The 26297-nt window shown below is 58.1% G+C and carries 20 protein-coding genes and 1 pseudogene; 17 read left to right on the plus strand and 4 right to left on the minus strand.

Going from position 1 to position 26297, the window contains the following annotated elements; translation table 11 throughout:
- The first annotated feature begins 16 nt into the window (after window positions 1-16).
- Complete coding sequence (locus ACVWVY_RS17540; RefSeq protein ID WP_456627546.1) at window positions 17-247, plus strand: hypothetical protein; 231 nt, start codon at window positions 17-19, stop codon at window positions 245-247.
- A gap of 442 nt (window positions 248-689) precedes the next feature.
- Here ACVWVY_RS17540 and ACVWVY_RS17545 read toward each other — a convergent pair whose 3' ends face one another.
- Window positions 690-1058 carry a hypothetical protein gene (locus ACVWVY_RS17545; RefSeq protein ID WP_456627547.1) on the minus strand — a complete coding sequence of 123 codons (369 nt, stop codon included), beginning with the start codon at window positions 1056-1058 and terminating at the stop codon, window positions 690-692.
- Window positions 1059-1546: 488 nt separating this feature from the next.
- Between ACVWVY_RS17545 and ACVWVY_RS17550 the strand changes: the two genes are divergently transcribed.
- The 11 genes and pseudogenes from ACVWVY_RS17550 (at window position 1547) to ACVWVY_RS17600 (ending at window position 16607) form a co-directional block, all read left to right on the plus strand.
- Window positions 1547-4573, plus strand: a complete 3027-nt coding sequence (locus ACVWVY_RS17550) for an ATP-binding protein (protein WP_456627548.1) — start codon at window positions 1547-1549, stop codon at window positions 4571-4573.
- Between the two features lie 740 nt (window positions 4574-5313).
- Window positions 5314-6339 (plus strand): ABC transporter substrate-binding protein, encoded by a 1026-nt coding sequence (locus tag ACVWVY_RS17555; RefSeq protein ID WP_456627549.1) that lies wholly within the window; start codon window positions 5314-5316, stop codon window positions 6337-6339.
- Window positions 6340-6369: 30 nt separating this feature from the next.
- Window positions 6370-7383, plus strand: coding sequence for an ABC transporter substrate-binding protein (locus tag ACVWVY_RS17560; RefSeq protein WP_456627550.1), 1014 nt, complete (start codon window positions 6370-6372; stop codon window positions 7381-7383).
- Window positions 7384-7507: 124 nt separating this feature from the next.
- On the plus strand, window positions 7508-8962 hold the full coding sequence (locus ACVWVY_RS17565; protein WP_456627551.1) for an ATP-binding protein: 1455 nt from the start codon (window positions 7508-7510) through the stop codon (window positions 8960-8962).
- Window positions 8959-9325: pseudogene (locus ACVWVY_RS17570) on the plus strand (response regulator). Before ACVWVY_RS17565 ends, ACVWVY_RS17570 begins: the two are co-directional and overlap by 4 nt.
- A 57-nt stretch (window positions 9326-9382) precedes the next feature.
- Entirely contained in the window at window positions 9383-10468 is a 1086-nt protein-coding gene (locus ACVWVY_RS17575) for a response regulator (protein WP_456627552.1), read from the plus strand.
- 427 nt (window positions 10469-10895) lie between these two features.
- Window positions 10896-11060, plus strand: coding sequence for a hypothetical protein (locus tag ACVWVY_RS17580; RefSeq protein ID WP_456627553.1), 165 nt, complete (start codon window positions 10896-10898; stop codon window positions 11058-11060).
- A gap of 24 nt (window positions 11061-11084) precedes the next feature.
- Window positions 11085-11558, plus strand: a complete 474-nt coding sequence (locus tag ACVWVY_RS17585) for a hypothetical protein (protein WP_456627554.1) — start codon at window positions 11085-11087, stop codon at window positions 11556-11558.
- 839 nt (window positions 11559-12397) lie between these two features.
- On the plus strand, window positions 12398-13702 hold the full coding sequence (locus ACVWVY_RS17590; RefSeq protein ID WP_456632236.1) for an FAD-dependent oxidoreductase: 1305 nt from the start codon (window positions 12398-12400) through the stop codon (window positions 13700-13702).
- Between the two features lie 581 nt (window positions 13703-14283).
- Window positions 14284-15375: an N-acetyltransferase family protein gene (locus tag ACVWVY_RS17595; RefSeq protein WP_456627555.1), complete on the plus strand. Its 1092-nt coding sequence runs from the start codon at window positions 14284-14286 to the stop codon at window positions 15373-15375.
- Between the two features lie 968 nt (window positions 15376-16343).
- The gene (locus ACVWVY_RS17600; protein ID WP_456627556.1) at window positions 16344-16607 is read left to right on the plus strand and encodes a hypothetical protein; all 264 of its coding nucleotides are present in this window, start codon (window positions 16344-16346) and stop codon (window positions 16605-16607) included.
- A 611-nt stretch (window positions 16608-17218) separates the two neighbouring features.
- Here the strand turns inward: ACVWVY_RS17600 and ACVWVY_RS17605 are convergent.
- Complete coding sequence (locus ACVWVY_RS17605; protein WP_456627557.1) at window positions 17219-17365, minus strand: hypothetical protein; 147 nt, start codon at window positions 17363-17365, stop codon at window positions 17219-17221.
- Window positions 17366-17740: 375 nt separating this feature from the next.
- On the opposite strand from ACVWVY_RS17605, the gene ACVWVY_RS17610 reads away from it, so the two are divergent.
- Both ACVWVY_RS17610 and ACVWVY_RS17615 read left to right on the plus strand, forming a co-directional pair.
- On the plus strand, window positions 17741-17929 hold the full coding sequence (locus ACVWVY_RS17610) for a DUF6894 family protein (RefSeq protein ID WP_456627558.1): 189 nt from the start codon (window positions 17741-17743) through the stop codon (window positions 17927-17929).
- Window positions 17930-18032: 103 nt separating this feature from the next.
- Window positions 18033-18290 (plus strand): DUF6894 family protein, encoded by a 258-nt coding sequence (locus ACVWVY_RS17615; RefSeq protein ID WP_456627559.1) that lies wholly within the window; start codon window positions 18033-18035, stop codon window positions 18288-18290.
- A gap of 485 nt (window positions 18291-18775) precedes the next feature.
- Here the strand turns inward: ACVWVY_RS17615 and ACVWVY_RS17620 are convergent, their stop codons facing one another.
- Window positions 18776-20617 (minus strand): peptide ABC transporter substrate-binding protein, encoded by a 1842-nt coding sequence (locus ACVWVY_RS17620; RefSeq protein WP_456627560.1) that lies wholly within the window; start codon window positions 20615-20617, stop codon window positions 18776-18778.
- 482 nt (window positions 20618-21099) lie between these two features.
- On the opposite strand from ACVWVY_RS17620, the gene ACVWVY_RS17625 reads away from it, so the two are divergent.
- Window positions 21100-21873: a molybdate ABC transporter substrate-binding protein gene (locus ACVWVY_RS17625; RefSeq protein ID WP_456627561.1), complete on the plus strand. Its 774-nt coding sequence runs from the start codon at window positions 21100-21102 to the stop codon at window positions 21871-21873.
- An 899-nt stretch (window positions 21874-22772) separates the two neighbouring features.
- Here the strand turns inward: ACVWVY_RS17625 and ACVWVY_RS17630 are convergent.
- On the minus strand, window positions 22773-23027 hold the full coding sequence (locus ACVWVY_RS17630) for a DUF1127 domain-containing protein (RefSeq protein ID WP_456627562.1): 255 nt from the start codon (window positions 23025-23027) through the stop codon (window positions 22773-22775).
- A 161-nt stretch (window positions 23028-23188) separates the two neighbouring features.
- On the opposite strand from ACVWVY_RS17630, the gene ACVWVY_RS17635 reads away from it, so the two are divergent.
- The gene (locus ACVWVY_RS17635) at window positions 23189-24793 is read left to right on the plus strand and encodes a winged helix-turn-helix domain-containing tetratricopeptide repeat protein (RefSeq protein ID WP_456627563.1); all 1605 of its coding nucleotides are present in this window, start codon (window positions 23189-23191) and stop codon (window positions 24791-24793) included.
- A gap of 369 nt (window positions 24794-25162) precedes the next feature.
- Window positions 25163-25924, plus strand: coding sequence for a sulfatase-like hydrolase/transferase (locus ACVWVY_RS17640; RefSeq protein WP_456627564.1), 762 nt, complete (start codon window positions 25163-25165; stop codon window positions 25922-25924).
- The last annotated feature ends 373 nt before the right edge of the window (window positions 25925-26297 follow it).

The raw sequence follows: 26297 nt of genomic DNA on the forward strand, positions 1-26297 counted from the left end.
TGAATCGAAATCGAATATGCAAATCCCAGAACAAGTGAAAGAGATGGTCGAGGAGGCCATCGAGCAAGCGGAACAAGGTGTGTACCGGCTAATTGAAGCCGCCGAGAAATCGGCTTCAATCGTTCCAAACCCGACAACAGACTTTTCGAAGAAACTACTTTCAATGGGAGCGCAGAATATGAATGCGGCATTTGATCATGCACGAAATTTGCTTCGATGCAGTGACTTGCAGGAAGCTGCAAATTGACAAGCGCGGTTCTTGAATGCGCAGTTCGAGATAGCAAGTCGCCAACTGAAAGAACTTTATGGCCCACCCGGTTCTAATGCTGAGACTGCAAAAACCTCGATTGAGATCAAGTAGGTTGTGACTATCGATACAAGCACGATTGGGACGCCGGCATCTGCCAAATCGATGGAATATCAAAACTCAGATGCGGAGCTAATCAAAGGTTCGGCCTATGTGCGTCGGGTGATGAGTTAGTAAGCATGCTATCGTCCATGGCTTCAATGGCCAGCTCTCCAGCATTTCAGCCCTTTCGCTCAGATGGGCATCTTGCCGCGGGGGCCGCATTTCACAGAATCTTGGTCTGTGCGAATTGTTTCTAATCTAGTCGTAGGATCAATTATCGTCAGAAGGTAGGTGATTTTTTGTCTGAACCAGAATCGCAGTCGAGCATCGGGCAATTCAGTTACCCAATAACCGTCCACTGCTGGCTCATTGAAAACAACGTGCTGACTGCCTGAGTGTTCTGTTCGTTGAAGATATGCAGCTCAGCAATGAGTTTTCGAGCCACTGCTTCGACGCCTGACATTCTTACAGTGAAGCAAGCTTCATTTGGTCCGACAGGAAAATCGCGATTTGGGGCGACCCACACTCCTTTAATAGGATGGATCTCTGCAACTGCCGGAGAACCTAGAAGCAGAGCTACCAGGCCCATCAATTGAGTGCAGTCCGCCAATCGTTTGTGGATTCCAATAGTAGAGGTCCTCATGTCGAAAACCTCCATGACGGCCATCGCGCTGGGCGCATTCGGTGCCGCGCTGCTCGCTTCGGCCACTTCCGCCGCGCCTCTCAACGCGACGACGGATCGGCTCCGCTGAAGTCTCCAACGTCGACCATGTCGGTCTGGTCTGCAACGAGTATTATGGGCGCTGCTGACGGACCCGAGGACCGCGCTGTCCTGCGCTATGACTACGACCCCAGCTACTTCCCCGGCCGGGGCACAACTATTACGCTGGCCCCGGCTACTACAATCGCGGTTACGGCTACATCAACCGGCGAGTTGGCACAATTTGCTCGTCTTGCGTCGCCGGTTGTCTTACAATCGCTAATCGCTATGGAATTGGATAGCAGTTGGACATGCCGTGAAGAAGGGTAACTGCCGTGTTCACGAAGCGGCGCAATTTACCCGGCGAATCGGGGCGTCGGTGCAGCCATTGTGGCTTCGAAATCCGGCCGACTGCGAACTTTTGTGGCGGCTGCGGACGATCCAGGGCCTTTGGGAGCGCGACTGACCAGAACGCCCTGACTTTTCTGCAATCAAAGGTGCCGCCCAAGCTGGCCGAGCGGATTTTGCATTCCGGCGGCGCCATGTCGGGCGAACGCAAGCACGTCACGGTCTTATTCGCCGACATCCGAGGCTCGACGGCGCTGATCGACCGACTCGATCCGGAAGAAGCGCTCGAAGTCCTCGGACCGGTACTTCAGGTGCTGATGGATGCGATTCATCAGCACGACGGATTCATGAACCAGGCGCGCGGCGACGGCGTCATGGCGCTTTTTGGAGCGCCGATTGCGACCGAAGACCATGCCGTGCAAGCCTGCCGTGCGGCGGTCGCCATGCAGGCTGGCATTCGCGAGCTCAATCGCAGTAGGATCAGCGATATCTCCCTGCGTGTCGGCATCAATTCCGGGCACGTCGTCATCCATTCGATCGGCAGCAACTTGACGATGAATTACGATGCGGTCGGAAAAACCGTGCATCTGGCTGCCCGCATGGAAGAGCTCGCCGCGCCAAACAGGATCATGCTAACCGCTGCGACACAAAAGCTCGCCAAGGGCTTCATCGTCGCGGAGCCGCGAGGCACGGTTGCGCTGAAAGGCGTGGCCGAGCCGGTCGAGGCTTTCGAATTGGGTGGGATGCGTTCGACCACGCGCTGGCAAGCGCGGTCTTCGCAAGGTCTCAACGTGCTCGTGGGCCGGCAGGCGGAACTCGACACGCTAAGGGGGTTGCTGCGGAGAGCCGCGAGCGGGAATGGACAGGCGCTGAACGTCATTGGCGCTGCGGGGTTCGGGAAATCGCGACTGATCCATGACTTCGTCGGCGAGCTTCCCAGCGAGTGGATGGTGCTGGAAACCGCATGCGTTCCTCAGCATACCCAGTCCAGCTATTATCCGATCAGCGATCTGATCCGTCACATGTTCGGAATAGACGTCGATGATACGCCCGACACCGTCGCCAGGCGAATAAAGGAACAGATCGCTTCGCTCGACCCCACTCTGTCCAGGTACCTTCCGGCAATTTCTTCAGTGTTGGACATCAGCGTCGAGGACCAGGAATGGAAGAACCTAGAGCCGACGGAAAAGCGTCGAGAAATCGTCGAAGCGATAACGGCCCTGCTCCTCTTTCAGGGGCGTCGCACGCCGCTGCTGATTATCGTCGAGGACGTCCATTGGATCGATAGCGAAACGAGGATCATTCTTCACAATGTCCTGAGTCTGCTACGTGGCTTGCGAATTTTCCTGGTCATGACGCAACGCCCGGAAGGTAATCTGGCGGACCCTGATCTCCTTCGCCTCGAATTATCGGCGCTCGCGGAGGTGGCTTCACAGGAAATGCTTGATCGCCTTATCGGCCGAGATGTCACTCTGCAGTCGATAAGTAGCCGCATCGTCGCCAAAGCACAGGGAAATCCCTTGTTTCTGGAAGAACTGGTTCAGTCTCTCGCAGAGACAGGCAGCTTCGAGGGAGAGCCAGGAGATTATCGCCTCAGCAAGCCTGCCGATCGGATCGAGATCCCGCAGACCATCCATACTGTCCTGGCTGCCCGCATTGATCGATTGGATGGATTGCCGAAGACCTTGTTGCAAACGTCTGCCGTGGTCGGAGCGGACGTTTCGATTGCGCTGCTCTCTGGGATGCTTGAGGTGCCGGCAGGCAAGATATCCGGGTACCTCAAGCAGCTCGAGGAATCAGACTTCCTTCGCAGAGTGAAGCGCGTCGGATCGGAGTATTCCTTCAAGCATGAGCTCATCCGCGAAGTGGCCTACGGAACAATGCTGCAGGGGACTCGCCGCTCGCTTCATGGCAAGGCGGTTGCAACAATCGAATCTCGCTTCGGAGATCGGCTCGATGAGCACATCGACCGGCTGGCTGATCATGCATTCATGGCGGGGCTTTGGGAAAAGGCAGCGCCGTATCAGCTTCGGAGCTGTCGACGTGCTGTGAGGCGCGGCGCCAACCAGGATGCGATCGGGATTTATCATCGGGGATTGGAGACCTTGTCGCACTGGCCGGCCTCGGCGGCGAAAATCAAGGCTGAAATCGATTTCCGCCTCATCGTCGTCATTGCGTTGGAGCCCCTTGGCAAGCATCGTCTGATTGCCGATGTGCTGCGCGAGGCGCGGGAGCTGGCCGACCCCTCCAATGATCCAATCCGCAATGCCGCCGTCAATTGTCAGTTCGCGCTTGCCCTTTGGAGAATTGGAGAGCACGACCATGCGATGGAGGCGGCCAAGGCTGCGAACAGCATGGCGCAGCGGATCGGCGACCCGGCGCTCAACTTTGCATCGCTGCACCAGATCGGGATCGTGCTCCACGAAACCGGAGCTTACAGAGATTCGATCGAGATACACGAAAAGTGTTTCGCGTTCGAAAGTCCGGAGCTTGATGCCAAGCGCGCAGGCTGGGCCGCCTATCCAAGCGTCGTGCTTCGTACGTTTTTGGCCGATTCCCTGATCGAGATCGGGGAAATGGAACGAGCCGAGATCATGGCCAATGATGCCATCACAAGAGCCGAGGATCATTTCTATTCGCGTGCGAATATATCGCATGTCCTGGCCAGGCTGAGGATTGCGCAGGGCCGGCATGTGGAGGCGTTGTCGATCCTGCGGGAGTGCTGGCAAACCTGCCTCGATCGCGGCATCGTGCAGATGTACCCGATACTCGCGGCACGGATGGGAGAAGCCTATCTCGCCCTGGGGGATGTCAAGGCCGCCTCCGAGATTCTCTCCAAGCCGGAGCGGCTGGACATGCCACTTGGCGAAAACGCCTTTGGCTGGGGTTGGCTTTTCGTGGCGCAGGGGCATGCTTTCCTGGCGGCGGGCGATCACGCGCAGGCACGAATTTCAGGGCAGCGGGCCCTGGCGCTCGCGGTAGAGCGCGGCGAGCCGCCGCAACAGGCCCATGCGCTGAAATTGTTGGGCGATACGTACTCGGCGAAAGGCAATCGGTCCGAAGCTCAGTCCTACCTCGAGCGCGCGCTGGAGCTCGCAACCAGGTGCGACATGCGGCCGTTGATGGACCAGTGCCGTTCCTCCCTTGCGCTCGATCGCACCTCGCGCGCTGTTTGAAGGAGCCACCTAGGTCGCGCTCAGCCGGCGATATCCTGCAGCGCCTGAATCCCAGGAAGAAGGAAAACGGCTTTGGTGTTTGAGGTCCGCTCTCAGGATATGGGCGGACGCCGCGAGGGCGGATCAGTAATTCCGCTTTTGGCACATTTGAGACATGCAGAGGCGATCTGATTATTTCCGATGTTCGGGGAAGACCGGAAGTGACTGACAACCGACCAAAGCCGCCGTCAACATCTATGCGTTTGCTCCCCCTCGGCTCCCCTCAGCAATTTGAATGATTGTATCGCGCAAGGCTGGAGGAGTTATCGGCTGGGACCGAATTTCACAGAGTAGAGCCCGGGCCCGAAACAAAGGGTGCTCGGGGCGGGCGGCAGAACGCTAAAGATCTTACCCCTCAGCTCCCCTGAAGCACCTTTGGAGTCGCAGAGCCAGTTCTTACTGCGCTAAATCAAGTCAGAGCCGACCCCTGCGCAGGTTAAGCTCCGAGGGTGGCCAGCTGGGATGCCAGCCTTTCGGTGCTGAAGGGAAAACATCTGCTCGCCGGCACCCAACGAGCCTTGGAAAACGTCAGGTAGGCCAAGGATTGTCAGGGTTTGCAAAAGCGTCAGGTACTCGGCCATATCCGACGTAGCGCGGCGGTGCTATCTTCATCGTCCGCGGGGCCCTTAGTTCCGCAAATCACGTCGGCCCGACATTTGGCCCCCGGAAGCTACCGCTAAGGTTTTTCGAGGAGGGTCCCGATGCATACGAATCGTCGCGACTTGCTATTGGCGGGATGCTTAGCCGCCTCCACTCCGCTCCTTTGGAGCATTACCACTCGGCTCAGGGCCGAAGAGCCCGATCCGCCGCCAGAAACCACCACGATCCGACTCGCGAAGAGCCCAAGCATCTGCATCGCGCCTGTGTACGTGGTAAGCGATCTGCTGAAAGAGGAGGGGTTTGCAAATGTCGTTTACGTCGAAACCGGGTTAGTTGGTAGCGGCGCTGCACAAGACAAAGCTATCTGGAGAAACGCCGACGTCGACTTCAATCTGAACTTCTCTGGTCCACTTCTTCTCGAGATCGATCGAGGCTTGAGCACTACCATCCTGGCCGGGATTCATGTCGGCTGCTTCGAGCTCTTCGCCAAGGAGGGCATACGCAGCGTCGCCGACCTGAAGGGTCGAACCGTCGGCGTCCAATCGCTTGAGTCGCCCCCGCATGTGTTCCTGAGCGCGATGGCGACACTTGTTGGGCTCAATCCGGCGAAAGATATCGAGTGGGTGACGAGCGCGAAGGTCAGACCGATCGAATTGTTTGCGGAGGGCAAGATCGACGCCTTCCTCGGATTTCCCCCAGAACCTCAACGTTTGCGCGCGCAGAGCGTCGGTCGCGTCATCGTCAACAGCGCGCAGGATCGCCCATGGTCGCAGTACTTTTGCTGCATGCTGGCGGGCAATCGCGAATTCGTTCGAAAGAATCCTATCGCCACTAAGCGCGTGGTACGCGCCATGCTCCGGGCGACGGATTTGTGCGTGAGCGAACCGGCCCTTGTTGCACAGCGTATGGTGGATAGGGGTTTCGCGCCTCGCTTGGATTACGCGGTTCAGACTCTTGCGGACGTGCCGTACAACCGCTGGCGCGAGTACGATCCTGAGGACACAATCCGCTTTTACGCGCTTCGTCTGCGCGAAGCGGGGATGATTAAATCAAGCCCCGCGAAACTCATCGCGGATGGGGCCGACTGGCGGTTCGTCAACGAGGTTCGGCGTGAACTGGGAGGCTGATTCATCTAAAGTGTTTCCGAGGAGGTCCCGATGCATACGAACCGTCGCGACTTGCTGTTGGCTGGAGCCTGCGCCGCTTCCACTGCCCTATTTGGGAGCGTCGTGGCGCGGCTGAAGGCCGAAGAAGCCAACCCGCCGCCAGAGACCACCACAATCCGCCTTGCGAAGAACCCGAGCATTTGTATCGCTCCCCAGTACGTGGTGAGCGACCTCTTAAATGCCGAGGGGTTTGCAAACGTCGTTTACGTTGAATCTGACGCCGGCGTGGAGCAAACCAAAGCGATCGCCAAAGGCGACATCGACTTCACCCTGCATTTCTCCGGTCCGCTTCTTCTCGAGATCGACCGGGGGGCGAGCGTTACTGTTCTGGCCGGGGTTCATGTCGGCTGCTTCGAGCTATTCGCCAAGGAGGGCATTCGTAGCGTTGCTGATTTAAAGGGGCGAACCGTCGGCCAGCAAGGGCTTGGCAGCAGTCCTCACGTTTTCATCAGCGCGATGGCGACGCTTGTCGGACTCGATCCCGCCAAGGATATCGAGTGGGTGACGAGCGCGAAGGCCAAACCGATCGAATTGTTTGCTGAGGGTAAGATCGACGCGTTCCTTGGCTTCCCTCCGGAGCCACAGCGTCTGCGTGCGCAGAACATCGGTCATGTCATCGTCAACAGTGCGCAGGATCGCCCATGGTCGCAGTACTTTTGCTGCATGTTGGCGGGGAATCGGGAGTTTGTCCGAAAGAATCCCATCGCCACCAAACGTGTAGTTCGCGCCATGCTCCGGGCGACGGATTTGTGCGTAAGCGCGCCGGCCCTTGTTGCGCAGCGAATGGTAGATGGTGGTTTCACGCCTCGCCACGACTATGCGGCTCAGACGCTTGCGGATGTGCCGTACAACCGCTGGCGCGAGTTTGATCCCGAAGACACAATCCGCTTTTACGCGCTTCGTCTGCGCGAAGCGAGGATGTTGAAATCGAATCCTGCAAAGATTATCGCGGATGCAGCCGACTGGCGGTTCCTGAACGAGGTTCGACGTGAACTTGGAAGCTGATCCGACGTCGTTTCTTGGTCAGCGCCCGCTCCCTGCAACGTCGCGAGGAAGTGGAGACGAGGCGTCGGCGAAGAGCGGTCTTCTAGGCTTTGAGTTGCGACCCTCGTTGCGTACGAAATTGCTGATGGCCTTCTTCGTCATCGAAATGCTCTTGGTCTCGGTTGGGCTAATCGGTCTCCTTTCGCTGCGCGAGGCGGACCAGCGGGCGAACCAGGTCGTTGGCCTGCAGCAGAAGATCGAGGCATATCGGCAAATGCAGCACAATACGCTTCGACAGCTTTATGGCGTATCCACAGCGCTCGCCTTTCCGAACGAAACGACACTGGCAGTTGTGCTGCGGCAGATCAACCAGTTTGGGTACGATCTTGACCGCGTGTCGTTCGTCGCAAAGGACGAGGTGGCGCTGCTCAACCAGGTGCGCGAAGAATATTCGCGCTTCATTGCCGTAGTTTCACACATCGTCGATCTCATCCGCGGCGGGCGAGCGGCTGATGCCAAACAGAGCGAACTCGCGGAGCTCGGGCCTCTTGCGGACAAGCTCGAACGATTGACCAATCAATTGGTCAACCGGGCTGAAGCTGACATGGTGGCTGGCATAGATGCGAGCCGACAAACCTACACCAAATCTCAGATACTTGTCGCTGCGGTCGCGCTCGCAAGCTTTGTGCTTACGCTGGTCTTGGGACATGCGATCTCTCGGTCTGTGATCGAACCAGTTCGCATCATTCACGACGGGCTAAACCGAATAGCTGCTGGCGATTTCGCCCAGCGTATCGATGTTCCCAATCGGGACGAACTCGGGGAGCTTGCGGCGCACGTCAATTCGACCTGCGAAGAGCTCCAGCAGCTCTACCGAAGCCTTGAGGAGGCCAGCCGTCACAAATCGCAATTCCTCGCAAACATGAGTCATGAATTGCGGACGCCACTGAACGCGGTGCTCGGCTTTTCAGAGCTCATGCTCGACGGCATATACGGTAATCCTCCGGAGAAAATGCGATCCGCCGTCGAACGCATCCAACGGAACGGCAGACATCTGCTCGGTCTCATCAACGATGTCCTCGATCTCTCCAAGATTGAAGCCGGACAGCTTCGACTCTCTCTGACCGACTACTCGGTTGAGGAACTGGTAAATGTTGTCCATACCTCCGTTGAGTCGCTCGCCGCGGACAAGAACCTGAGTTTGAGAATTGCTGTGCCGCCTGGCTTGCCGCCGGCGCGAGGAGATGAACGCAGGCTCGCTCAAGCCCTGTTCAATCTAGTTGGGAACGCGATCAAATTCACAGACGCGGGAGAGGTCCGAATAGAAGTGGAAACGAGGAGAGATTCCTATGTCTTTTCCGTTCAGGACACGGGACCGGGCATCGACGAAGCCGATCAGGCCAGAATCTTCCAGGAATTCCAGCAGGTGGATAACTCGATCACCAAGACAAAGGGAGGCGCGGGATTGGGCCTCGCCATCGTAAAGCGCATTGTGGAGATGCATGGTGGACGAATCTGGATAGAATCCCGCCTCGGCCATGGCGCGAGATTCTCTTTTCTGGTGCCGGCCCGGCTCGAGCAGCAGGCAATGCAGACATGAGCAAGCGCGTACTGGTCGTCGAGGATCAGGAGGACAATCGGCAGATTCTGCGCGATCTGCTTGCAAGCGTCGGTTACGAAATGATCGAGGCACACGACGGCGAAGGAGCGCTCGTGGCGGCGCGAACCCAAAGCCCGGACCTGATCCTGATGGATATCCAACTGCCCCTTCTTGACGGATACGAGGCGACACGGCGCATAAAGGCGCAGTCAGATCTCCGCCATATTCCGATCATCGTCGTCACCTCCTATGCGCTCGGCGGCGACGAAGAAAAGGCTCGCGCGGCCGGCTGCGATGCCTTATGTCGCAAAGCCCTACAGCGCACGAAAGCTACTTGAGACGATCAATCGATACCTGACATGAGTTTCCAGCGCGCGCTGACTTGGAGCAGAGATGCATGTCCCACCTCGAATCTTGATCGTGGATGACAACGAAACGAATCGCTGCCTTCTAACCGCTCGCCTCGGCGCCGAGGGTTATCAGACCGTGGAGGCTGAAAACGGCGAGAGGGCCCTTGCGGTCGTGCGTGAAGTTGCGCCGGACGTTGTCCTCCTCGACGTCATGATGCCGAAGATCGATGGCTTTGAGGTCTGCCGGCGACTGAAGGTCGATACGACGCTTGGATTTGTTCCAATCATCATGGTGACGGCGCGAACCGACTCACAGGATGTCGTCACTGGACTTAACGCGGGTGCCGACGAATATCTGACCAAGCCGGTCGACCATGCAGCTCTCGTTGCGCGGGTGCGTTCCATGATCCGCATCAAGGAGCTGCATGATCGAGTAGAAGCCCAGGCGGTCGAGCTCGCCGTGTGGAATAGAATGCTCGAGCAGCGTGTTGCGGAGCAAGTTGTGCAAATTGAACGGGTCAGCCGTTTAAAGCGTTTTCTTTCGCCGCAAGTAGCGGAATTGATTCTTTCTTCATCTACATATGAACCGTTGGTGAGCCACCGCAGAAAAGTGACAGTATTCTTCGGCGACCTTCGAGGTTTCACGGCCTTCGCGGAGATTGCCGAGCCCGAAGAGGTGATGGCGGTGATGCAGGAATATCATGCCGCCTTAGGCTCCCTTGTCCACGAGTTTGAAGGCACGTTGGAGAGGTTTCTGGGCGACGGAATCATGGTGATTTTCGGCGATCCGATTCCTTGTACAGATCCATGCATGCGAGCCGTTCAGATGGCAGTCGCGATGCGAAGCCGCCTGTTGGAATTATCGAAGAAGTGGCGGCGTGAAAGACACGAACTTGGTTTTGGAGTCGGTATTGCATATGGATATGCGACGCTCGGCGCTATTGGTTTCGAGGGCCGCTCTGAGTACAGCGCGATCGGGACCGTGGTAAATCTCGCCGCCCGTCTTTGCGCGGAGGCGCGCGACGGTCATATTCTCGTCGATAGCAAGGTGCGCGAGGCGCTTGACGAGAGGGCGACCGCGGAGCCCGTGGGTGAACTGACGCTCAAGGGGTTGCGTCGTCCGATAGCGGCATACAACGTGATTGAGATGACTTAAGTGCGCCTGAAGCGACCAAGCTAGACGTCCGGCTGTTATCCGGCCGCCAGTGTTGACCCAGCTGTCAACCTGAACTGCAGACGAAGCGATCGAATGGATCAACATTGTCCGGCTTGTGGCCCAAAGCGACCGCGGATCTGGCCTTAATGTCTGTTGTTGTTAGTAGCGCCGATTGCGGCAGGCATGCTGCGACTTCTCGGAAAGGAGTGCGGCTCCGCGCTGATCGCACCGGCTCCCCTACGGCTCTCCGCCCGCGTGTATGAATAAATTAAAGTATGGTGCTTGAAGGCGCTTTTCGCTTAACCTTCACAGGGTTGCCCGACGTTTGGCGGAACTACTGGTAGGTCAGTTGCCACTTCTTCCCGATCTTGTGGAACTCTGCTATCAATAGGACGTTTGCCCAGCTAAAGACTGCGTAGTAGGCGAAATGAACGAAGGCGCAGAATTAGCGACCACTGATTTGGTAGTGGTATTTGCCGCTGTTTTGCTGGTCGCTTCGCACCTTTTCATTGAAACCCAGTCTGCGAAGCAGGTCGCCAAGCGCTCACTCGATCTTAAAATAGCAACTGATGTCATCGCCAGCTGGCTATGATCCGGCTCCGGCTCAGGACAGCCAATGAGCCTCGAAACGGTGCAAACGGTGTTTAGTTGGCTCAAGCCCAATAAGCGGCGAGTAATCCGAGACGATCGCAAACACCTTGAAGCGAGGGCCCGCCGCCTGTTGAAAGGTTACTTGTCTGCGGATTCTCCCCGAAAACAGCGATACTACGAGGTGGTCGCTGGTGCGGCGGCAGCATGTCACCCTGGTTTTTCTGATCCAAACTTGGAAAATGCGCAACTTTCTCAAGCCGCGGCGGAAGCTGCGCTTAGGGTCGTCAAACTGCGTGAGCACCAGAAAATCGCCGACAACGATCAAGTGGCGGCTTTGATCACGGATGCCTACGCCACGGTGGCCATTGCATACCGCCGTGCCTCCGCCGCCTATACGAGAGATGAGGAGATGCAGCGGCTAGGAACTGCCGCCGTGCACCTGCTGACAATAGCAACGTCATATATGGCTGCTCAAGCAGACGAGACTGCCCAAAAGTAACTCGCATTCAGTCAAGGCATCGCGCTCACAGAATCCAAGCGCTGTGTATCGTTACCAACCGCTCAACGCGCTGAAGACCATCCTGCCTCAGCCGCTTGTAAGAACTGGCCTGTAGCCTTTGTCTAACAAAAACCGTGGAAGGCGATGTCCATTTACTTTCGAGTCTTCACGATGCTTGCTTGCGCGTACGCGGGTTGGGCCACGGCATTTTAACAGTCAACTGACGGCTGAATTCGGTGCTTCTGCTTAAAGGCTCCGCTATTCTTCATCAACGATTCCGGCGAGATCTCAACGCCGGACGAATAGAACCGTTCTATTTACGGTTCGATTCCACACCCAAACTGAACCAGCAACGGCGCCCGTTTCATAGCAACCAAGCCGACGGCCCCTCGTTGGAATCGGTCGGCCGCACCAGCGAACTCCAAGCGGTCGGCGGGGGTCGTCGCTAGCATGCCCCCAGCGGCGGCCCCACTCGTCCTCGAATAGGGTACAATCCCTTACGGAGCGCCATTCTCAAACCGGCGATTGTTCATTGATTTGTTTGCCGCTGATTAACCCACTTTTTGGAACGCGCCTGTTCCGGTGGGTCACAGTCAGGCGAAGCTTCAGCGCCGCCGGTTTAGCTCGTCCGGCAATGCGCCGACGGGTTCCGTTGGAGGAACAAACAAGTGTAAGAGGCGTTTGATCGCGACCGGGGGCGCAAGCATATCCCATGAGCTCGGCCCATCTTTCTCGTTCGGCCTACGGTTCGGGGCGCTCCGAAACCAGCCGGCCTACAAAATCTGTCGGGGCGTGTGGATATGGAAGCTAAGATGGGGGTTTCAAGGCCGGAATTGCCCATACGCTACACAGACGTCGCAATCATCGGCGGTGGCCTTGCGGGCTCGACTGCGGCTGCAATGCTCGGGCGGGCCGGGATTCCGACCCTCATGATCGATCCGCACGAGACCTACCCGTTCGACTTCCGCGCTGAAAAGCTCAGCGGGGACAGCCAGCTAGCGCGGTTTGAGCGGACCGGGCTGGCGGATCCGGTGCTGCGCGCGGCGACCCATGACGGCGAGAATTGGATCGCACAATTCGGCTATCTGCTCCACAAGTCGCCGAGCCGCCAATACGGCATCATGTACGACGCGCTGATCATGGCGATCCGGGCTGAAATCACGGCGCCCGCGGAACGGCTCCGCGCCAAGGTCGTCGAGGTCACAACCAGCGGCGAGCGGCAAAAGCTGACGTTGTCCGACGGCACCATGATCTCGGCACGGCTGGTCGTGCTCGCTAACGGGCTCAATATCGGTCTGCGCCGCATGCTCGGCATCGGGCGCGAGATCATCAGCGCCTGCCATTCGATCTCGATCGGCTTCGACATGGCGCCGGTCGGGAGACCGAAGTTCGATTTTCCGGCAATGACCTATTTCTCGGAGCGACCGCGCGACCGCATCCCCTACATAACCCTGTTTCCGGTCGGCTCCCGGATGCGGGCCAATCTTTTTACTTACCGCGAGGCCGACGATCCCTGGTTACGCCAGATGCGGCACGCCCCGGTCGAGACGCTGAACGCGGCGCTGCCGCGGTTGGCGCGGATTACCGGCACGTTCACAGTGTCTGACGATATCCGTGTCCGCCCGGCTGACGTCTATGTCAGCACCAACTACCGCCAGCCGGGCCTCGTGCTGGTCGGCGACGCTTTTGCGAACACCTGCCCGGTCACCGGCTCGGGCACCGACAAGGTGTTCACCGACGTTGCGCAGCTCTGCAACGTCCATTTACCCGCCTGGCTCGCCAGCGAGGGTATGGGCGAGACGAAGATCGCGACCTTTTACGACGATCCCGTCAAGCAGGCCTGCGATGCATGGTCGATGGGGATCGCGCTCAGCTTACGCTCGGTCGCGATCGACGCAGGCCTGTACTGGCGGGCTCGACGCTGGGCGCGCTTCCTGTTTTGGCTGGGCGAATGCGCGTTGCGGCGCCTTCCCGGCAACCTAGGCCAAGCCACGGTGCCGGACCCGCTGGCCGAGACCCACATGCCGTTCTACCGCGTGATCGACGGCTTCTTTGAGCGGACCGGCGATGGCCAGAAAAAGCAACTCGCCAAGCTTCCATCCCGCGCTCAATCCCCGTCATCGTCCTCATCGTCATCAGCCTGATGACGGCCCGGCCCGAAAAATTCCCGGGGGGAGTGAATTGTCAACTTCGAATTGTACTGGTAACGCGAGCCAAGTTGAGCGAGAGCCCGCACCTAACTTAGGGCCGCGAACCACCAAGAAGATAACCCCATTGGCGTTTCGCAACCGCGCAACACCCATTCCTCCCACGAAGGCGCCACCAGCTGCGACTGCAATATAGTTGCCGGCTAGATCACCGGGAGTACGTAAGTTCAAAGGCCCGCCTTTCCCTCACTGACGGTTAGCGCCAGCGTGGCCAAAACTCACACCCGAAACCCCGAACGGATACGTCTTCCCGTGGAATGTTAGCGTGCCCTGACCATTACCAACGCCCACGACAACGCCTGCAGCGCCGAAGACAACGCGCACGGTGCCGGCGTCTGCTCGCGACGGATGGACCGAGGCCGTCCAGGCCGCGAGCGCCGGAAAAGCTGAAGGAAATGGTTCTTTTCGGCATCGTCCAGGTTCTATAGAATCAGCTTCGGAATTCGACCCCGAGTTTCAGGGGATTCAAAGACCATTGGAAGTCCGGAAACAGCGACATCGGTCCATCGAGGAATTCAATGAGCGGCGTGAGATCACTCGCCGGTTCGGACATCGACCAGGTGGCCGAGCTGCACAACAGGGTGTTCTTGCCGTCGCGACCGATGACGCCGCAGCTGCGGCAGCGGTATCGCCGATGGCTCGAGACGGTCTTCCTGAACAATCAGGCGCGCCTGCCAGGTTACGATCCACTGGTATACGAGCACGAAGGAAGTGTCGTCGGCTTCATCGGCGTTGCGGGACGTCGATTCACGCTTCTCGGGCAAACCTACACCGGAACGCTGCATTCCAACTTCGTCGTTCATCCCGCGCACCGCGGGCGCGGAGTGGGCGGCGCACTGTTTCGGGCTTATCTGGAGTTGCCGCGGGACTTCGCGTTCGTGGACGAAGTCGGCGAGCGCAACCGGCCGTTGCATGAACGCCTGGGGATGACGGTCAGCATGGCACAGAGCGTTCGCTGGATATTGCCGCTGCGACCGGTGCGTCGCCTTGCTTCACTTGTCACAGACCGGATGCCCAAGGTTCTGCGCCCGGTGTGTCTGCTGCCTGCCGACGCCATGGATGCCATGCTTCGCCGCGTCCCGCGAAGTCCATACAGGTTCGGTGTGCCGGATCTGCAGGTCACACCCGTGTCCGGTGCCGGACTTGCATCACTGATTGCAGGTTTCCAGGGTGAGGATCTGCTACGTCCGGATGCGACCGATGGTTCAATCGAGTGGCTGGTCGAGCGCGCCAGGTCGATGCAGGAGCACGGGCACGGGCAACTCGTTCTGAACAGTCTGCATGCCAAGGGCGCCGTCGTCGGTTGGTACATGTACTACGCGAACAAGGGTGGAGGACGGAGCGAGGTCCTGCAGTTAGTTGCTGATCCCGAGTGGGCTGCTCCTGTTTTCGACAGCCTCGCTCATGACGCATGGCTCCGGGGAGCCACAAGTCTGTGCGGCGTGCTGCATCTGTCGTTGCTTGCCCCGCTTGCTACGCGGCGCGCCGTGTTTGAACCGTGGGTGCGCTGGATGCTGGTGCGAACCCAGCACCCCGCCATCCTCGAAGCGTTCACGCGGGGGCAATCGCTGCTCTCGCGGCTCGATGGTGAGTGGTGTCACCACGCCTAGCGATTAGAATGGATATGTACATGAATCCACACCCCCGCAATTCGCGATGATGCACCGACTGCTGACGGGGTTGTTGGCCACCGAACCATTGCTACACAGGGCGCGCCGCAGATCATCCCATGGCAGCGGCTTGGCCGGTTGAGTTGTCCGGTCAAGCCGCTGTTACTGTTCCGGCTAGTCAGCCACCTTGAATCGACGTCAACGGAGAGGCGTTGCCCGCTCGTATTGGTGGGGAGCACGCGGGTCTCGCTGCCGAGCCTCCGTTCCTGTCCCTAGACGTTGCAGGTCGGCGGCCGAGCGCGCGGCGCTGGCTGCTTCCTCACGCCACCACGGCGCCGGGGTGTGAATCGGCGGGCCGATTGCTACTTTTTCCCGAAACGAAACGGGATCACAGCGCCTTTGCCGGGCTCGTCGGAGAATGCTGGGCGTGGAGGACCCACGTCATGACCGAATCTGCGAATCTCGTACCGAAGTGGCTCAGGCTCGACATTACGGTCCTTGCTGCTGGAGCAGTTATCATGATCGCAACCGCCCTGTGGTTAGAACCCAACCGGGACGGCGTCGTTCAGCGCTTGGCTCACAGCGCTCACTCAACGGGCCGCCTAGTGTGGCACTACTTGATCGAGCACAAGAAGCCAGTCGTACCAAAGCTGAAAGCTCCACTTTAGAGCGCGAGGTCTCTCGAATCCGTGAACTGACTTCACGGCCTCGGTTCCGAAGAAACGCTCCCGCAGCCATTTTCCTTTTTGAGTGAAGACGGCCGGAAACAATCTCCTGCCAATCTCTATGTGTGACGGGCTCAAGAGGCGCTTTGCTTCTCAGCGCGTTCCTCCCAAGACTTGGGCCGCCGAATCCTGGCGGCCCTTTTTTGCGAGCGGAGCTGTTCGTCACCGGGCGGCGCGGCATAGGCAGCGAACGACAATAGGGCGAAATGATCCGGCACGCCGAGCAGCGCAGACGCGGTTCGCGTGCCGACTCCCAGCTCGCGCAAAGGCAAGCGCAATCCTGAAAAGGCGGCACGCCGACTCCTGACGATCGCCAACGCCGTCGAGCCGATACAAGGGCGCATCCATATCGAGAAGATCAACGAACCGTTTCTGTTCCGAGACCGCGGCAGCCCGGCCGAATACGGCGCGGGCCTCAAACTCGCCATCGAGCGCGGTTGGCTCGCGATGCACGATTCCGGGACTTTCGTCACATTCACGCCGGCCGGTGCTGAACTATTCGCGTGATGTCGAGGCGCCCTGGCGATGCAGTTGGAGGCCGCGGGACGGCGGCTTTTCTGCTCACCGGGGCGCCTAGCTCAAGTTTAGTCACTTGGGCCAAACCCGCAAAGTTTCGCAAGTGCAGCAAAATATAGTGCTGGCGCGCCTCTGAACCGGCGAGCATAGTGGTTTTATACGTGGCTTTTATCGGTGATGTGAACGCCAGTTGCGCTCCCGCCTTCCTCTAACGGAACGGAGCAGCGCATGGTCATCAAGCGTCCCCATTTCACACACAAGTGGCCTGATGGACCGTCGGTGTTCAATTTTGACCAGCCTTTCCCGTTCGGACAGCTCATACTTGATCTAACACCGCGCGGTCCCACGGCATTTATCGGTGATGAGAACGCCGGTTGCGCTCCCGCCATCCTCTAGCAGGCAGGGAAGGAGCCCGCCATGCTGGAACGGCAGCGTTTCAAACCTATCGATCCCCTCGACACCCGCCTTTCGGAGGAAGCCGAGCGTCTGCGGAAAGTAGCCCGAGGCACCCCACCTGGAGTGGAGCGCGACAGGCTTATTCGCAGGGCGCGGCTTGCAGAAACCGCCTCCCACACGAGGGAGTGGCTCAGCTCAAAGGGTCTTCAGCCTCCAACATAGGGCAAACGGCCATGGCAGATTACCGGGCCTACATCATGGGACCAGACGGCCATGTTCAAAATCGTGTCGAACTGCGATGCGATGACGATGTCGAAGCTATCAGGCTCGCCAAGCAGGTCGTTGATGGTCACGATGTTGAGCTATGGCAACTGGATCGACACATCGAGACATTCAGGCACACGTCTGAGCCGCCAATACCGAAGCACTGATTACTGCGGATGGCGCTCGCTGATCTCGGTCTCGGCTTGAAGCCATCAGTGAGGCCGCCGCCTCAGGTGGCGGCCCCGGCAATGCTGGCCTATTGAGTGGCTTGCATCTGCGGGTGGCTTATTCGGTCTGTACCCATGCCAAGGTACTGTCCGTAGGTAGACCGCAGTCCTAAGTTGAACTGCGGAGTTTCCTAATCCGGTTTGGGGAACGAAAAGCCTTGGTACATAGTTTGGCTCCCATGCCACGCTCTATTTCGACTTGCGCGAGGGCGGCAACTCGCCGTCGATGAGGAAGGAGTGGAACTGCCCACCCTTCAAGCCGTCCAGATAGAAGCCGCCCGCTCGCTGGTCGATATGGCAAGGCACGCGGTTTGGACAAAAGCCGAAACAATCCTTGGTCACCGGATGTCAATCGAGGTCCGCGACGACCATGGCCCTTTGCTAGAGGCCAGGTTCACCTTTGAGCTAGAGCGGAGGAAGCACTAAGCCCGCCTCAGTTGGGTGCTGGCCTGTTCTGCCCTTGATTTAACGGAACTAAGGACACGCTGGAACTGTTGCTCCTAGGTCTTCACCTGCGGGGTGAGCAACGGTGCGCTTTCATTTTCAGGTTCGGACTGGAACTACTGTCATGGAGACGGAGTTCGCGGACCTGTCGAACTCGGACGAGGCTCGTGTGGAAGCGGCCAAGCGCATTGGATTGCTTCTTCATGCTCACGCCGGCGCGTTGTGGGTGGATGAAGACTGGCAGATGGACGTGACCGACGAAAAGGGGCTGATCCTTTTCGTCATAAACGTTTCTGCGATGAGAAGCTCGGCAACCTACTTCAAGCCCTCCCCAGAGAAGTAACGCGGCCTCAGTCGGCGGCCTTTTTCCAGGCCGGGGCGGTGGGCGCTGGCCTGTTTTCTGACCTTAATGACCGCCCTCATCAGCGGGCGCGATTGGCATCCTATTATTCGCGATGTAGCCGGTAAAACTTCGGTGGTAAGATCGGAATTACCCATTCGGGTGATTTACAAATCCAGCCTTTCCATTGTTCGGAAAAGGTGAATGACCGCGCCACCATTGCCGTATTCATTGCTCTGTGCCTGCTTTCTGTCATGCTGGTGACGGCAGCTCTTTTCTGGCGTTGAGGTTGCCTCGGCCTACTTAATGTTCAAGTGTCTGTTGCTGGCACCTTTCGGACCTGACAGGCCCGGCTGGCGACGTCTGTTCTCTGAGGGTAAAGCGGACCTCGCAACTGCGCGTGTCTAAGTCCGAAAATGACCCCAACCGGACACTGACCAGCCCCGCAAGTGGTTAGCTGCGAGTGTAGGGCAATTCCCTACTAAGACTCACGCTGCCTCCTCTCGATACCAGTCCTGCAGATGGTCGGTGTCATTGCCCCAGCCGGTAATCACGGGGCGCAACGTGTTGGAGCTTGCCGCGACTTTGAGGCGGTGCATCACGGGGATAAGCACCGTGTCCTGCCACAGGAGGTCATTAGCCTTGATGAACAGAGAGGCACGTTTAACAAGATTGGTCTCAACTGTGGCGGCATCGATTGTCGCGTCGTAATCCTGGTTGGCATAACGCGGCAAATTGAAGCCCTGCCACTTGTTGTCCTTTCTGGGAATGCGGCGCGAATGAAACGCGGCCAGCCACCGCTCGGGGTCGGGTGGACTGCCCAGGAAGGCCAACATTTCGATGTCGGCATAAAACTTGTTCATGGTGTCGGGGTTCGCAACATCTGAGGACGCGAACACCGAAGCAAGAATTGATTTCAGCTCCACGTCAATTCCAGCCTTCTGACACGCCTGCTTGACGATATTTTGCGTCTTCTGGCGGGGGCCGTTGATCGTGGTCTGGAAGAGTAGTTTCAGCTTCTTTCCGTCCTTTTCGCGGATGCCGTCGGCGCTAGGTTTCCAACCGGCCTCGTCCAGCAGCTTAGCGGCTTTTTCGATGTTGAACTCCCAGGACGTGTTCTTGGAAGCAAATTGCGCGAGCCCGTTGAAGAAGTTCGCGGTGGTGCGTCCTGCGCGGCCGTAGATGACATTTTTAATGGCGTCGCGGTCAACCAACATCGACAGGGCTTTGCGCACCGCGGGATCGGAAAACAAGGGATGCTTGGTCTTGATGGAGGATCGCTCGCCGTCAACCTCGGTATTGGGATCGGTCAAGTTAATGAAGATGGTTTCAATATCGGCACCCACCGCATAAATGGTCTTGCCCTTGCCGCCTTTTTCCAAGCGCAGCAGCACCTCGTCTTCGACCTGGACATTCCAGGCGAAGTCGTACTCTCCAGTCTGGATGACGGCACGCGCGGCCGAGATGGCATCGCCGCCACCTTTCATCTCGATGCTGTCGAAATAAGGCCGGTTGGGCATGTGGTAGTCACGGTTGAACTCGCCGCTGACAATGTCGCCGGGTTTAAACTCGACGAACTTGTAAGGCCCGGTACCAATCGGCTTCAGGTTATTGGGGGCGTCGCGGGACCGGCCTCCCGCGTAGTTGGCAAACAGATGTTTAGGAATGATGGCACCGAACGGGCCGACAAAGGCATTGGCCCAGAACGGGGTTGGTTTGTCGAACTGGATGCGTACGGTGAGATCATCAACCTTCTCGACGGTCGTGACGTCGCGGAAGGCGGCAATAGTCACTGCGGCAGTCGCAGGGTCTGTGGCGTATTCCCAGTTGAACACCACGTCATCAGCCGTGAAGGGCCGTCCATCGTGCCATTTGACGCCCGGCTTGAGCTTCCACGTCACCGATTTGCCGTCGGGGGATAGACCACCGTTCTGAATTGATGGGATCTCAGCGGCGAGAATAAGAGCGAGATTGCCGTCTGGATCCCAGCTCGCGAGTGGCTCATAGAACAACCGCGAGCCGTCCTGGTCCTTGGTGCCGACGCCAAAATGCGGATTGAGCAAGGTGGGAGCTTGCCACCACAGAAGCTTCAGCGGGCCACCTCCGCCGCGCTTGGTGGGCTTATAAACCGAGGGGCTCTGGGCCACGGCCACGCCGCCAAGAGCGAGAACCTGCGCGGCCATGGGTGCGGTCAGACCAAGGCCGACCATGCGGCGAATGAAGGCGCGGCGATCCAAATGACCGTCCTTTACTTCTTCGATCATGCTTTCCAGTTGGGACGACAGGGCGGTCGCGTTTACAAATTGTCGTCGCGAAAGTTTTCGTGACATTTAATCCCTCCATGCTGACCAATTGGCTATCTTGTTTTTCGTGCGCTTTATCGCGGAAAAGCGAACGCGCAAGCCTATCGAGATTTGCTTCGTGAGATCAGAGAAGAATTGATTGCCTCAAGCACTGCGTTAGATTGGACTCGCGCCAGAGCGTACTATCGTGGAATTCAATGCTCAAAGCTCTATTGGAGCAAGCAGTGAAAATCGACAGCCACCCTGTCCCAACGCCGCTAATCGTCATCGGATGTTTCAGAACTGAGAAGCGAAAGTCTTACTGCTCTCCAATCAAGTGCTTCCGCTCATGGCACCACGCCCCGTCGGAACGACGCGATTGACCCAAAGCGGGCACAACGGATCGGAGGTTGGGTCTTACGACTGCGTGATTTCGCAACTTACTGCACCGCCAAAAGATGAAATCACCGCCTTGTCGAGTGAGATGTTATGACCTTTAATCGCGTCACTGTACCGGCCGGGAGATATTCATGAACGGGCGATCACTGACGATGCAGACCGCGGCAGCTCTGACAGGGCTGATGCTATCAGCGATGGTGGCGGATGCGGCCGAGGTGAAAGTGTTTACCTCGGTCGCGCTGACGAATGCGCTCGACGAGCTTACGCCGATCTTCGAGCAGAAGACGGGCAACAAGCTGACAATTAGTTATGACCTCGCCGCGATTCAAAAGAAGCGCATCCTCGACGGCGAGCGGGCCGACGTGATCATCTTGACGCGGGTTATGATGGACGACCTTGCCAAGCAGAACAAGCTGGCTCCAGGCAACATCGTCAATGTTGCGAGTACTCCGGTTGCCTTGGCGGCTCGTGCCGGCGCGCCGAAGCCGGATATCTCGACAGCGGACGCGTTCAAGCAAACATTGCTGTCGGCCAAGTCGATCTCCTATGCGGATCCGGCCAAGGGAGGCCTGAGTGGCGTGGTCGCCAGCCGCGCCATCGAACGTTTAGGTATCGCCGAGCAGATGAAGTCTAAGACGACGCTCGTGCCCGGTGCACAGTCGCCGGACTTAGTGGCGAAGGGAGAGGTGGAGCTCGGCATCGCGCAGGCATCGGAGATCGTGCCGAATGCAGGGGTGCAACTGGTTGGCCCACTACCGGGCGAGCTCGGCAGCATGACGCAGTTCAGCGGCGGTATTGGTGCGGAGTCAGCATCCGCGAACGCGTCGAAAGCCTTGATCGATTTCCTTGCGGGGCAGGAGGCCGGATCGCAGTTCAAGGCGAAGGGGTTTGAGCCAGGAGGCTAGTTTATTTGTGCTTCGAGGAGTCCTCGCAAGCTAAGCATTCGATTCGCTCTAAATTGCCGATTGCCGCTTTTGGCACGTTTGAGACATGCCGACCGACCCTGAGAATGTCCGCTAGTCGGGGAAGACCGGAAGTGAACGGAGCACGGTCAGAACGACGCGAATGACCCTGAACGGACATTCGGTGGGCATGCGCCGCTGCTTTCGGGAAAGGTTCTGGAATTGCCAGTCTGTTCCCATGCGGGGCCAGGTACCGGCCTGTTTTGACCCAGAGCGGACATCGCGCGGTTTCACTAAATGTTTAGCATTCTGGGACCCGAAGGGTTGATAGATAAAATATATAAAACCAACGCACTCAGGTGCGTAGCCAGCAGGAATGTCGATGAGGCGATCTTTTCAACGCGTTATTGTTACGTCCATACTGACACTGTGTCTCACCGGCCGCGACGGAAGCGCTCAAGAAGTTCTTTCGCCATGCGCGTCGCGCGAACCGCCCCTTTCAACATGCTCAGAACTTGCTGCCGCGTGCGTTGCCTATTTCAACAGTCCCGTCACGCCGAATGATACTCTGCGAAGCAAGATGGTCGATCTGGATGCCAACTCCTGCATCGGATGGAAAAACAAATGCTTGAATAGCGGGATGTGGCAAGGTCCAAACTGCGTAATCATCAATATTCAGCGGAGGTAGGGCCGCCACGTTCAGACGATCTGTGTGCTCTTTTCGGACGGTTGCGATGCGTCAGCTTGTGGCACCTTTCGGACCTGCTGATCCTCCCGGCGAACGTCGGCTATGAGGGGTGAAGCGGAAGTGACTCGGACATCATCAAACCGACGCGATTGACCCCATGCGGAAGCCGGTCCCAGGAAACGGTGCGTCTGATCGTGTGGCTATCCAGCCCGTGCTAGATATCCGTTCCATCCGGCGGATCGGTGCCTTGCGGATCTATACCTCGGTTCGAGGCCACGTAGTCGATCTCGCCGCGCGTAGTGCCGATATCCATTAACTCCCGGTCACTTAGATCGCACAAGGTGGCTCGTAACCTCTGGCGTTTGCGCTCTTCCTGAAACGCACTCCAATATCGCTTGAAAAAGCTAGAGACGCGCCGCGTCGATGCGGCCGTTTGTCCTAGCCCCGTTGCACCGTAGGTCGTACTCATGGCGACATCTCCTAAATGTTGTTTCCGCTAGCAAAAGGTTTGCAAGGCATGAGCGAAAGCGCTTGATATATGGCTTACATTTTCCTCATCAGCGGCTTATTCTTTGCGTTGTAACCGGTAATGGGCCCCGATGATCCGAGGCCGCCTAAGGGATTAGCAGCTTGCGCTATCTCTTTGAGGAGTACGCATTCGACACTGACCGGCGCGAGCTGCATCGCGGGGCAGACGTCGTCTCCGTCGCTCCGCAGGTATTCGACCTGCTGGATTACCTGATCCGAAACAGGGAGCGCGTTGTCACTAAAGACGACCTCATCAACGCCATTTGGAACGGCCGTGTCGTGACCGATGCGGCGCTCACGACCCGCATGAATGTCACCCGGAGCGCGATCGGCGATACGGGCGAGGAACAGCGCCTCATCAAAACATTGCCGCGCAAGGGCTTTCGTTTTGTTGGACTAGTTGTGGAAGCGCAGAGGTCCGCAGACGCAGCAACAGCCGACAACCCAATAGAACCGCCGAAACCAGTTCTCGCGCTCCCCGAAATGCCCTCAATTGCAGTACTGCCGTTCCAAAACATGAGCGGTGACCCCGAGCAGGATTATTTCGCCGACGGCATGGTGGACGAAATCACGACAGCATTGTCACGGTTCAAATCTCTATTCGTGATCGCGCGCAATTCGAGTTTTACTTACAGAGGCAAAGTCGTCGATATCAAGCAGATCGGGCGCGAACTGGGCGTCCGTTACGTGCTTGAAGGCAGCGTCCGTAAGGCAGCCCGAAAAGTCCGCATCATCGGCCAACTGATCGATGCCGCGACCGGGAGGCACCTTTGGGCCGATCAATTGGAAGGTGACCTGGGCGATGTCTTTGCTCTGCAGGATCGGATGACCGAGAGTGTCGTTTCTGCCATTTTACCAAGGATGTTTCAAACTGAAATCGATCTGGCCGTACGTCGGCCGAACAATCTCAGCGCCTACGACCTATGGCTTCGAGCCTACCAGCTCCAGTTATGGACCCGGGGCGGATCGGACGAAGCCCTTCGGCTTGCCTCTCGCGCGTTGGAGATTGACCCTCGGTGCGGTCGGGCTGCGACCCTTGCAGGGGAATGCCACCTCCGAAATGTACATCAGGGATGGGCGGCCGATCCGAAGTCGGAAATTGCAGAAGGATTTAGGCTTCTCCGGCTGGCACTCATTATCGACGGGAACGACTACCTGGCATTGGGTATACTCGGCCGCGAAACGGCTGACTTGTCTCTCGATTTCGAAACTGCAAAGGAAATGGTGGACCGTGCGGTCGCCTTAAACCCCAATTCAAATTACGTATGGCAAGCGCGAGGTTGGACTTACCTATCAGCGGGGGAGCTTGAAGAGGCGATCCGGAGCTTTGATCGCGCCATTCGACTAAGCCCATTTGATCCGTGGCGTTTTTCAACGTTTGCAGGAATGAGCGCTGCATTCATCGGTCTTGGGCGTTTCGATGAGACGGTTGCCGCGGCCAAGAATGCTCTCCGCGAGAACCCGACTATTCTCCGCGAGAGCCCGTTTATTGCGATAGCCTATCGTTGCCTTGCGTCGGCCCTCGTTCATCTACGACGCGAAGCAGAAGCGAGGGAGGCAGCGGCCCGTTTACTCGCGATCGAACCCGATTTTCGCATTTCCGAATGGGTAACCCGTAAAGGCATTTCCGAATGGGTCGCCCGCACCCGTCAATTGCCGGCTGGATTGCTTATCGACAGCCTCCGCAAAGCCGGCCTTCCAGAGTGACGCGCCGTCTCTCAACCGTTCTCGCTTCGGCTAATCCCGTCTCGCGGCAGGCGCGATTTGATAGAGTAAGCAGCAACCGCGACTTCCGCTGTTGGCACTTTTCGGACCAGCGCCGCCGCGCTGACGATGTCCGTTGATGTAGGTGAAGCTGACCTCGCGCGTGGGCGCAGTGAGTTCCGAAAATGACCCGAAACGGACATTGACGCGTGGTGTTTCCGCTATAGGCTTCCCCGTGACAGCGGGAGAGGGATCGGTGGCGCAGTAGGGTGTTCTGATGAGTGACGAGCCTTCAGACAGTGAGCGTCAAGATCCAAACAGACGTGATGTTTTGTTGGCAAGTGCTGCCTAGCGGCTGCGTCAGCGATCACGGTGGCCGCATCATCGGACGTAGCGAACGCGCAGCCCCGGCCGACACCAGCCGGTCCGCCCAACATCGTCTACTTCCTCGTCGATAACCTCGGGTACGGCGAATTGGGTTGCTACGGCGGCGGAATATTACGCGGAGCGGATACCCGCCGCATCGATACCTTCGCCGGCGAAGGCATGAAGCTGCTGAACTTCGCACCCGAGGCGCAGTGCACGCCGTCCCGCTCAGCGCTAATGACTGGCCGCTATGCGATCCGGTCCGGTAATCACACGGTGGCCCTTCCCGGCGAGGAAGGCGGACTGGTGGCCTGGGAGCGAACGATGGGAGACGTACTGTCGGCGCGTGAATACGCGACCGCGTGCGTCGGCAAATGGCATATCGGGGAATCGACAGGGCGCTGGCCGACCGATCATGGCTTTGACGAATGGTACGGCCCGCCGCGCACATGGGACGAGTCGCTATGGCCTACGGATCCCTGGTACGATCCCAAGCGTGACGGCACCAGTAACATGCTTGAGGCCCGTAGGGGCGACCGCGATCCGCGAGCCGTCAAGCAACTCGACCTCGACGTAAGACGCGACATCGACCGTGAGTTCCTGACACGCAGCAAGGCCTTCATGAAGCGCAGCGTAGACGCAGGAAAGCCGTTCTTCCTCTACTTCAATCACTCGCTGATGCACATGCCAACGATTCCGAGGTCAGAGTTCAAGGGAAAATCAGGACAAGGCGACTGGGCGGACTGCCTGCTCCAGGGATGCACATGATAGCCAAGTGTCGAAAGATACCGGCGAAGGGGCATGGTGGAGAGATCGCCGGCGAGAAATCCCGGTATGACCAGCACCGGGTGTCCGTCGCCTCGGGGGGCCGTCAACAGCGCTGGCAGGGTCGCGATCATTGCGGTGAATTCGGCTGCCGCACGGAGTTCGGAGACGAGGAGGAAAAGCGGTGGCTTCTTTCCTTTAGCTACTGCTCCACTGGGACCGGCCATACGGTTGTTCATATTGCCCTCCTGAGGATAAATTCAGGCTTGTACGTCCCCATCCAGGCGAGGTCGCGGCTTACGCCTATTCTTCGGCGGGGGGCTGCCATCCAAAGCTCTTTGCTAGGGTGAGATCGGGGTCGCAAGTGTCGCTAAGG

It is taken from the genome of Bradyrhizobium sp. URHC0002 (genome assembly GCF_054059515.1).

Coding starts and splice junctions, on each gene's coding strand:
- ACVWVY_RS17625 (WP_456627561.1), top strand. CDS start 21,100: ATGAACGGGCGATCACTGACGATGCAGACCGCGGCAGCTCTGACAGGG.
- ACVWVY_RS17580 (WP_456627553.1), top strand. CDS start 10,896: ATGAACGAAGGCGCAGAATTAGCGACCACTGATTTGGTAGTGGTATTT.
- ACVWVY_RS17585 (WP_456627554.1), top strand. CDS start 11,085: ATGAGCCTCGAAACGGTGCAAACGGTGTTTAGTTGGCTCAAGCCCAAT.
- ACVWVY_RS17560 (WP_456627550.1), top strand. CDS start 6,370: ATGCATACGAACCGTCGCGACTTGCTGTTGGCTGGAGCCTGCGCCGCT.
- ACVWVY_RS17630 (WP_456627562.1), bottom strand. CDS start 23,027: ATGAGTACGACCTACGGTGCAACGGGGCTAGGACAAACGGCCGCATCG.
- ACVWVY_RS17595 (WP_456627555.1), top strand. CDS start 14,284: ATGAGCGGCGTGAGATCACTCGCCGGTTCGGACATCGACCAGGTGGCC.
- ACVWVY_RS17555 (WP_456627549.1), top strand. CDS start 5,314: ATGCATACGAATCGTCGCGACTTGCTATTGGCGGGATGCTTAGCCGCC.
- ACVWVY_RS17540 (WP_456627546.1), top strand. CDS start 17: ATGCAAATCCCAGAACAAGTGAAAGAGATGGTCGAGGAGGCCATCGAG.
- ACVWVY_RS17565 (WP_456627551.1), top strand. CDS start 7,508: ATGGCCTTCTTCGTCATCGAAATGCTCTTGGTCTCGGTTGGGCTAATC.
- ACVWVY_RS17620 (WP_456627560.1), bottom strand. CDS start 20,617: ATGTCACGAAAACTTTCGCGACGACAATTTGTAAACGCGACCGCCCTG.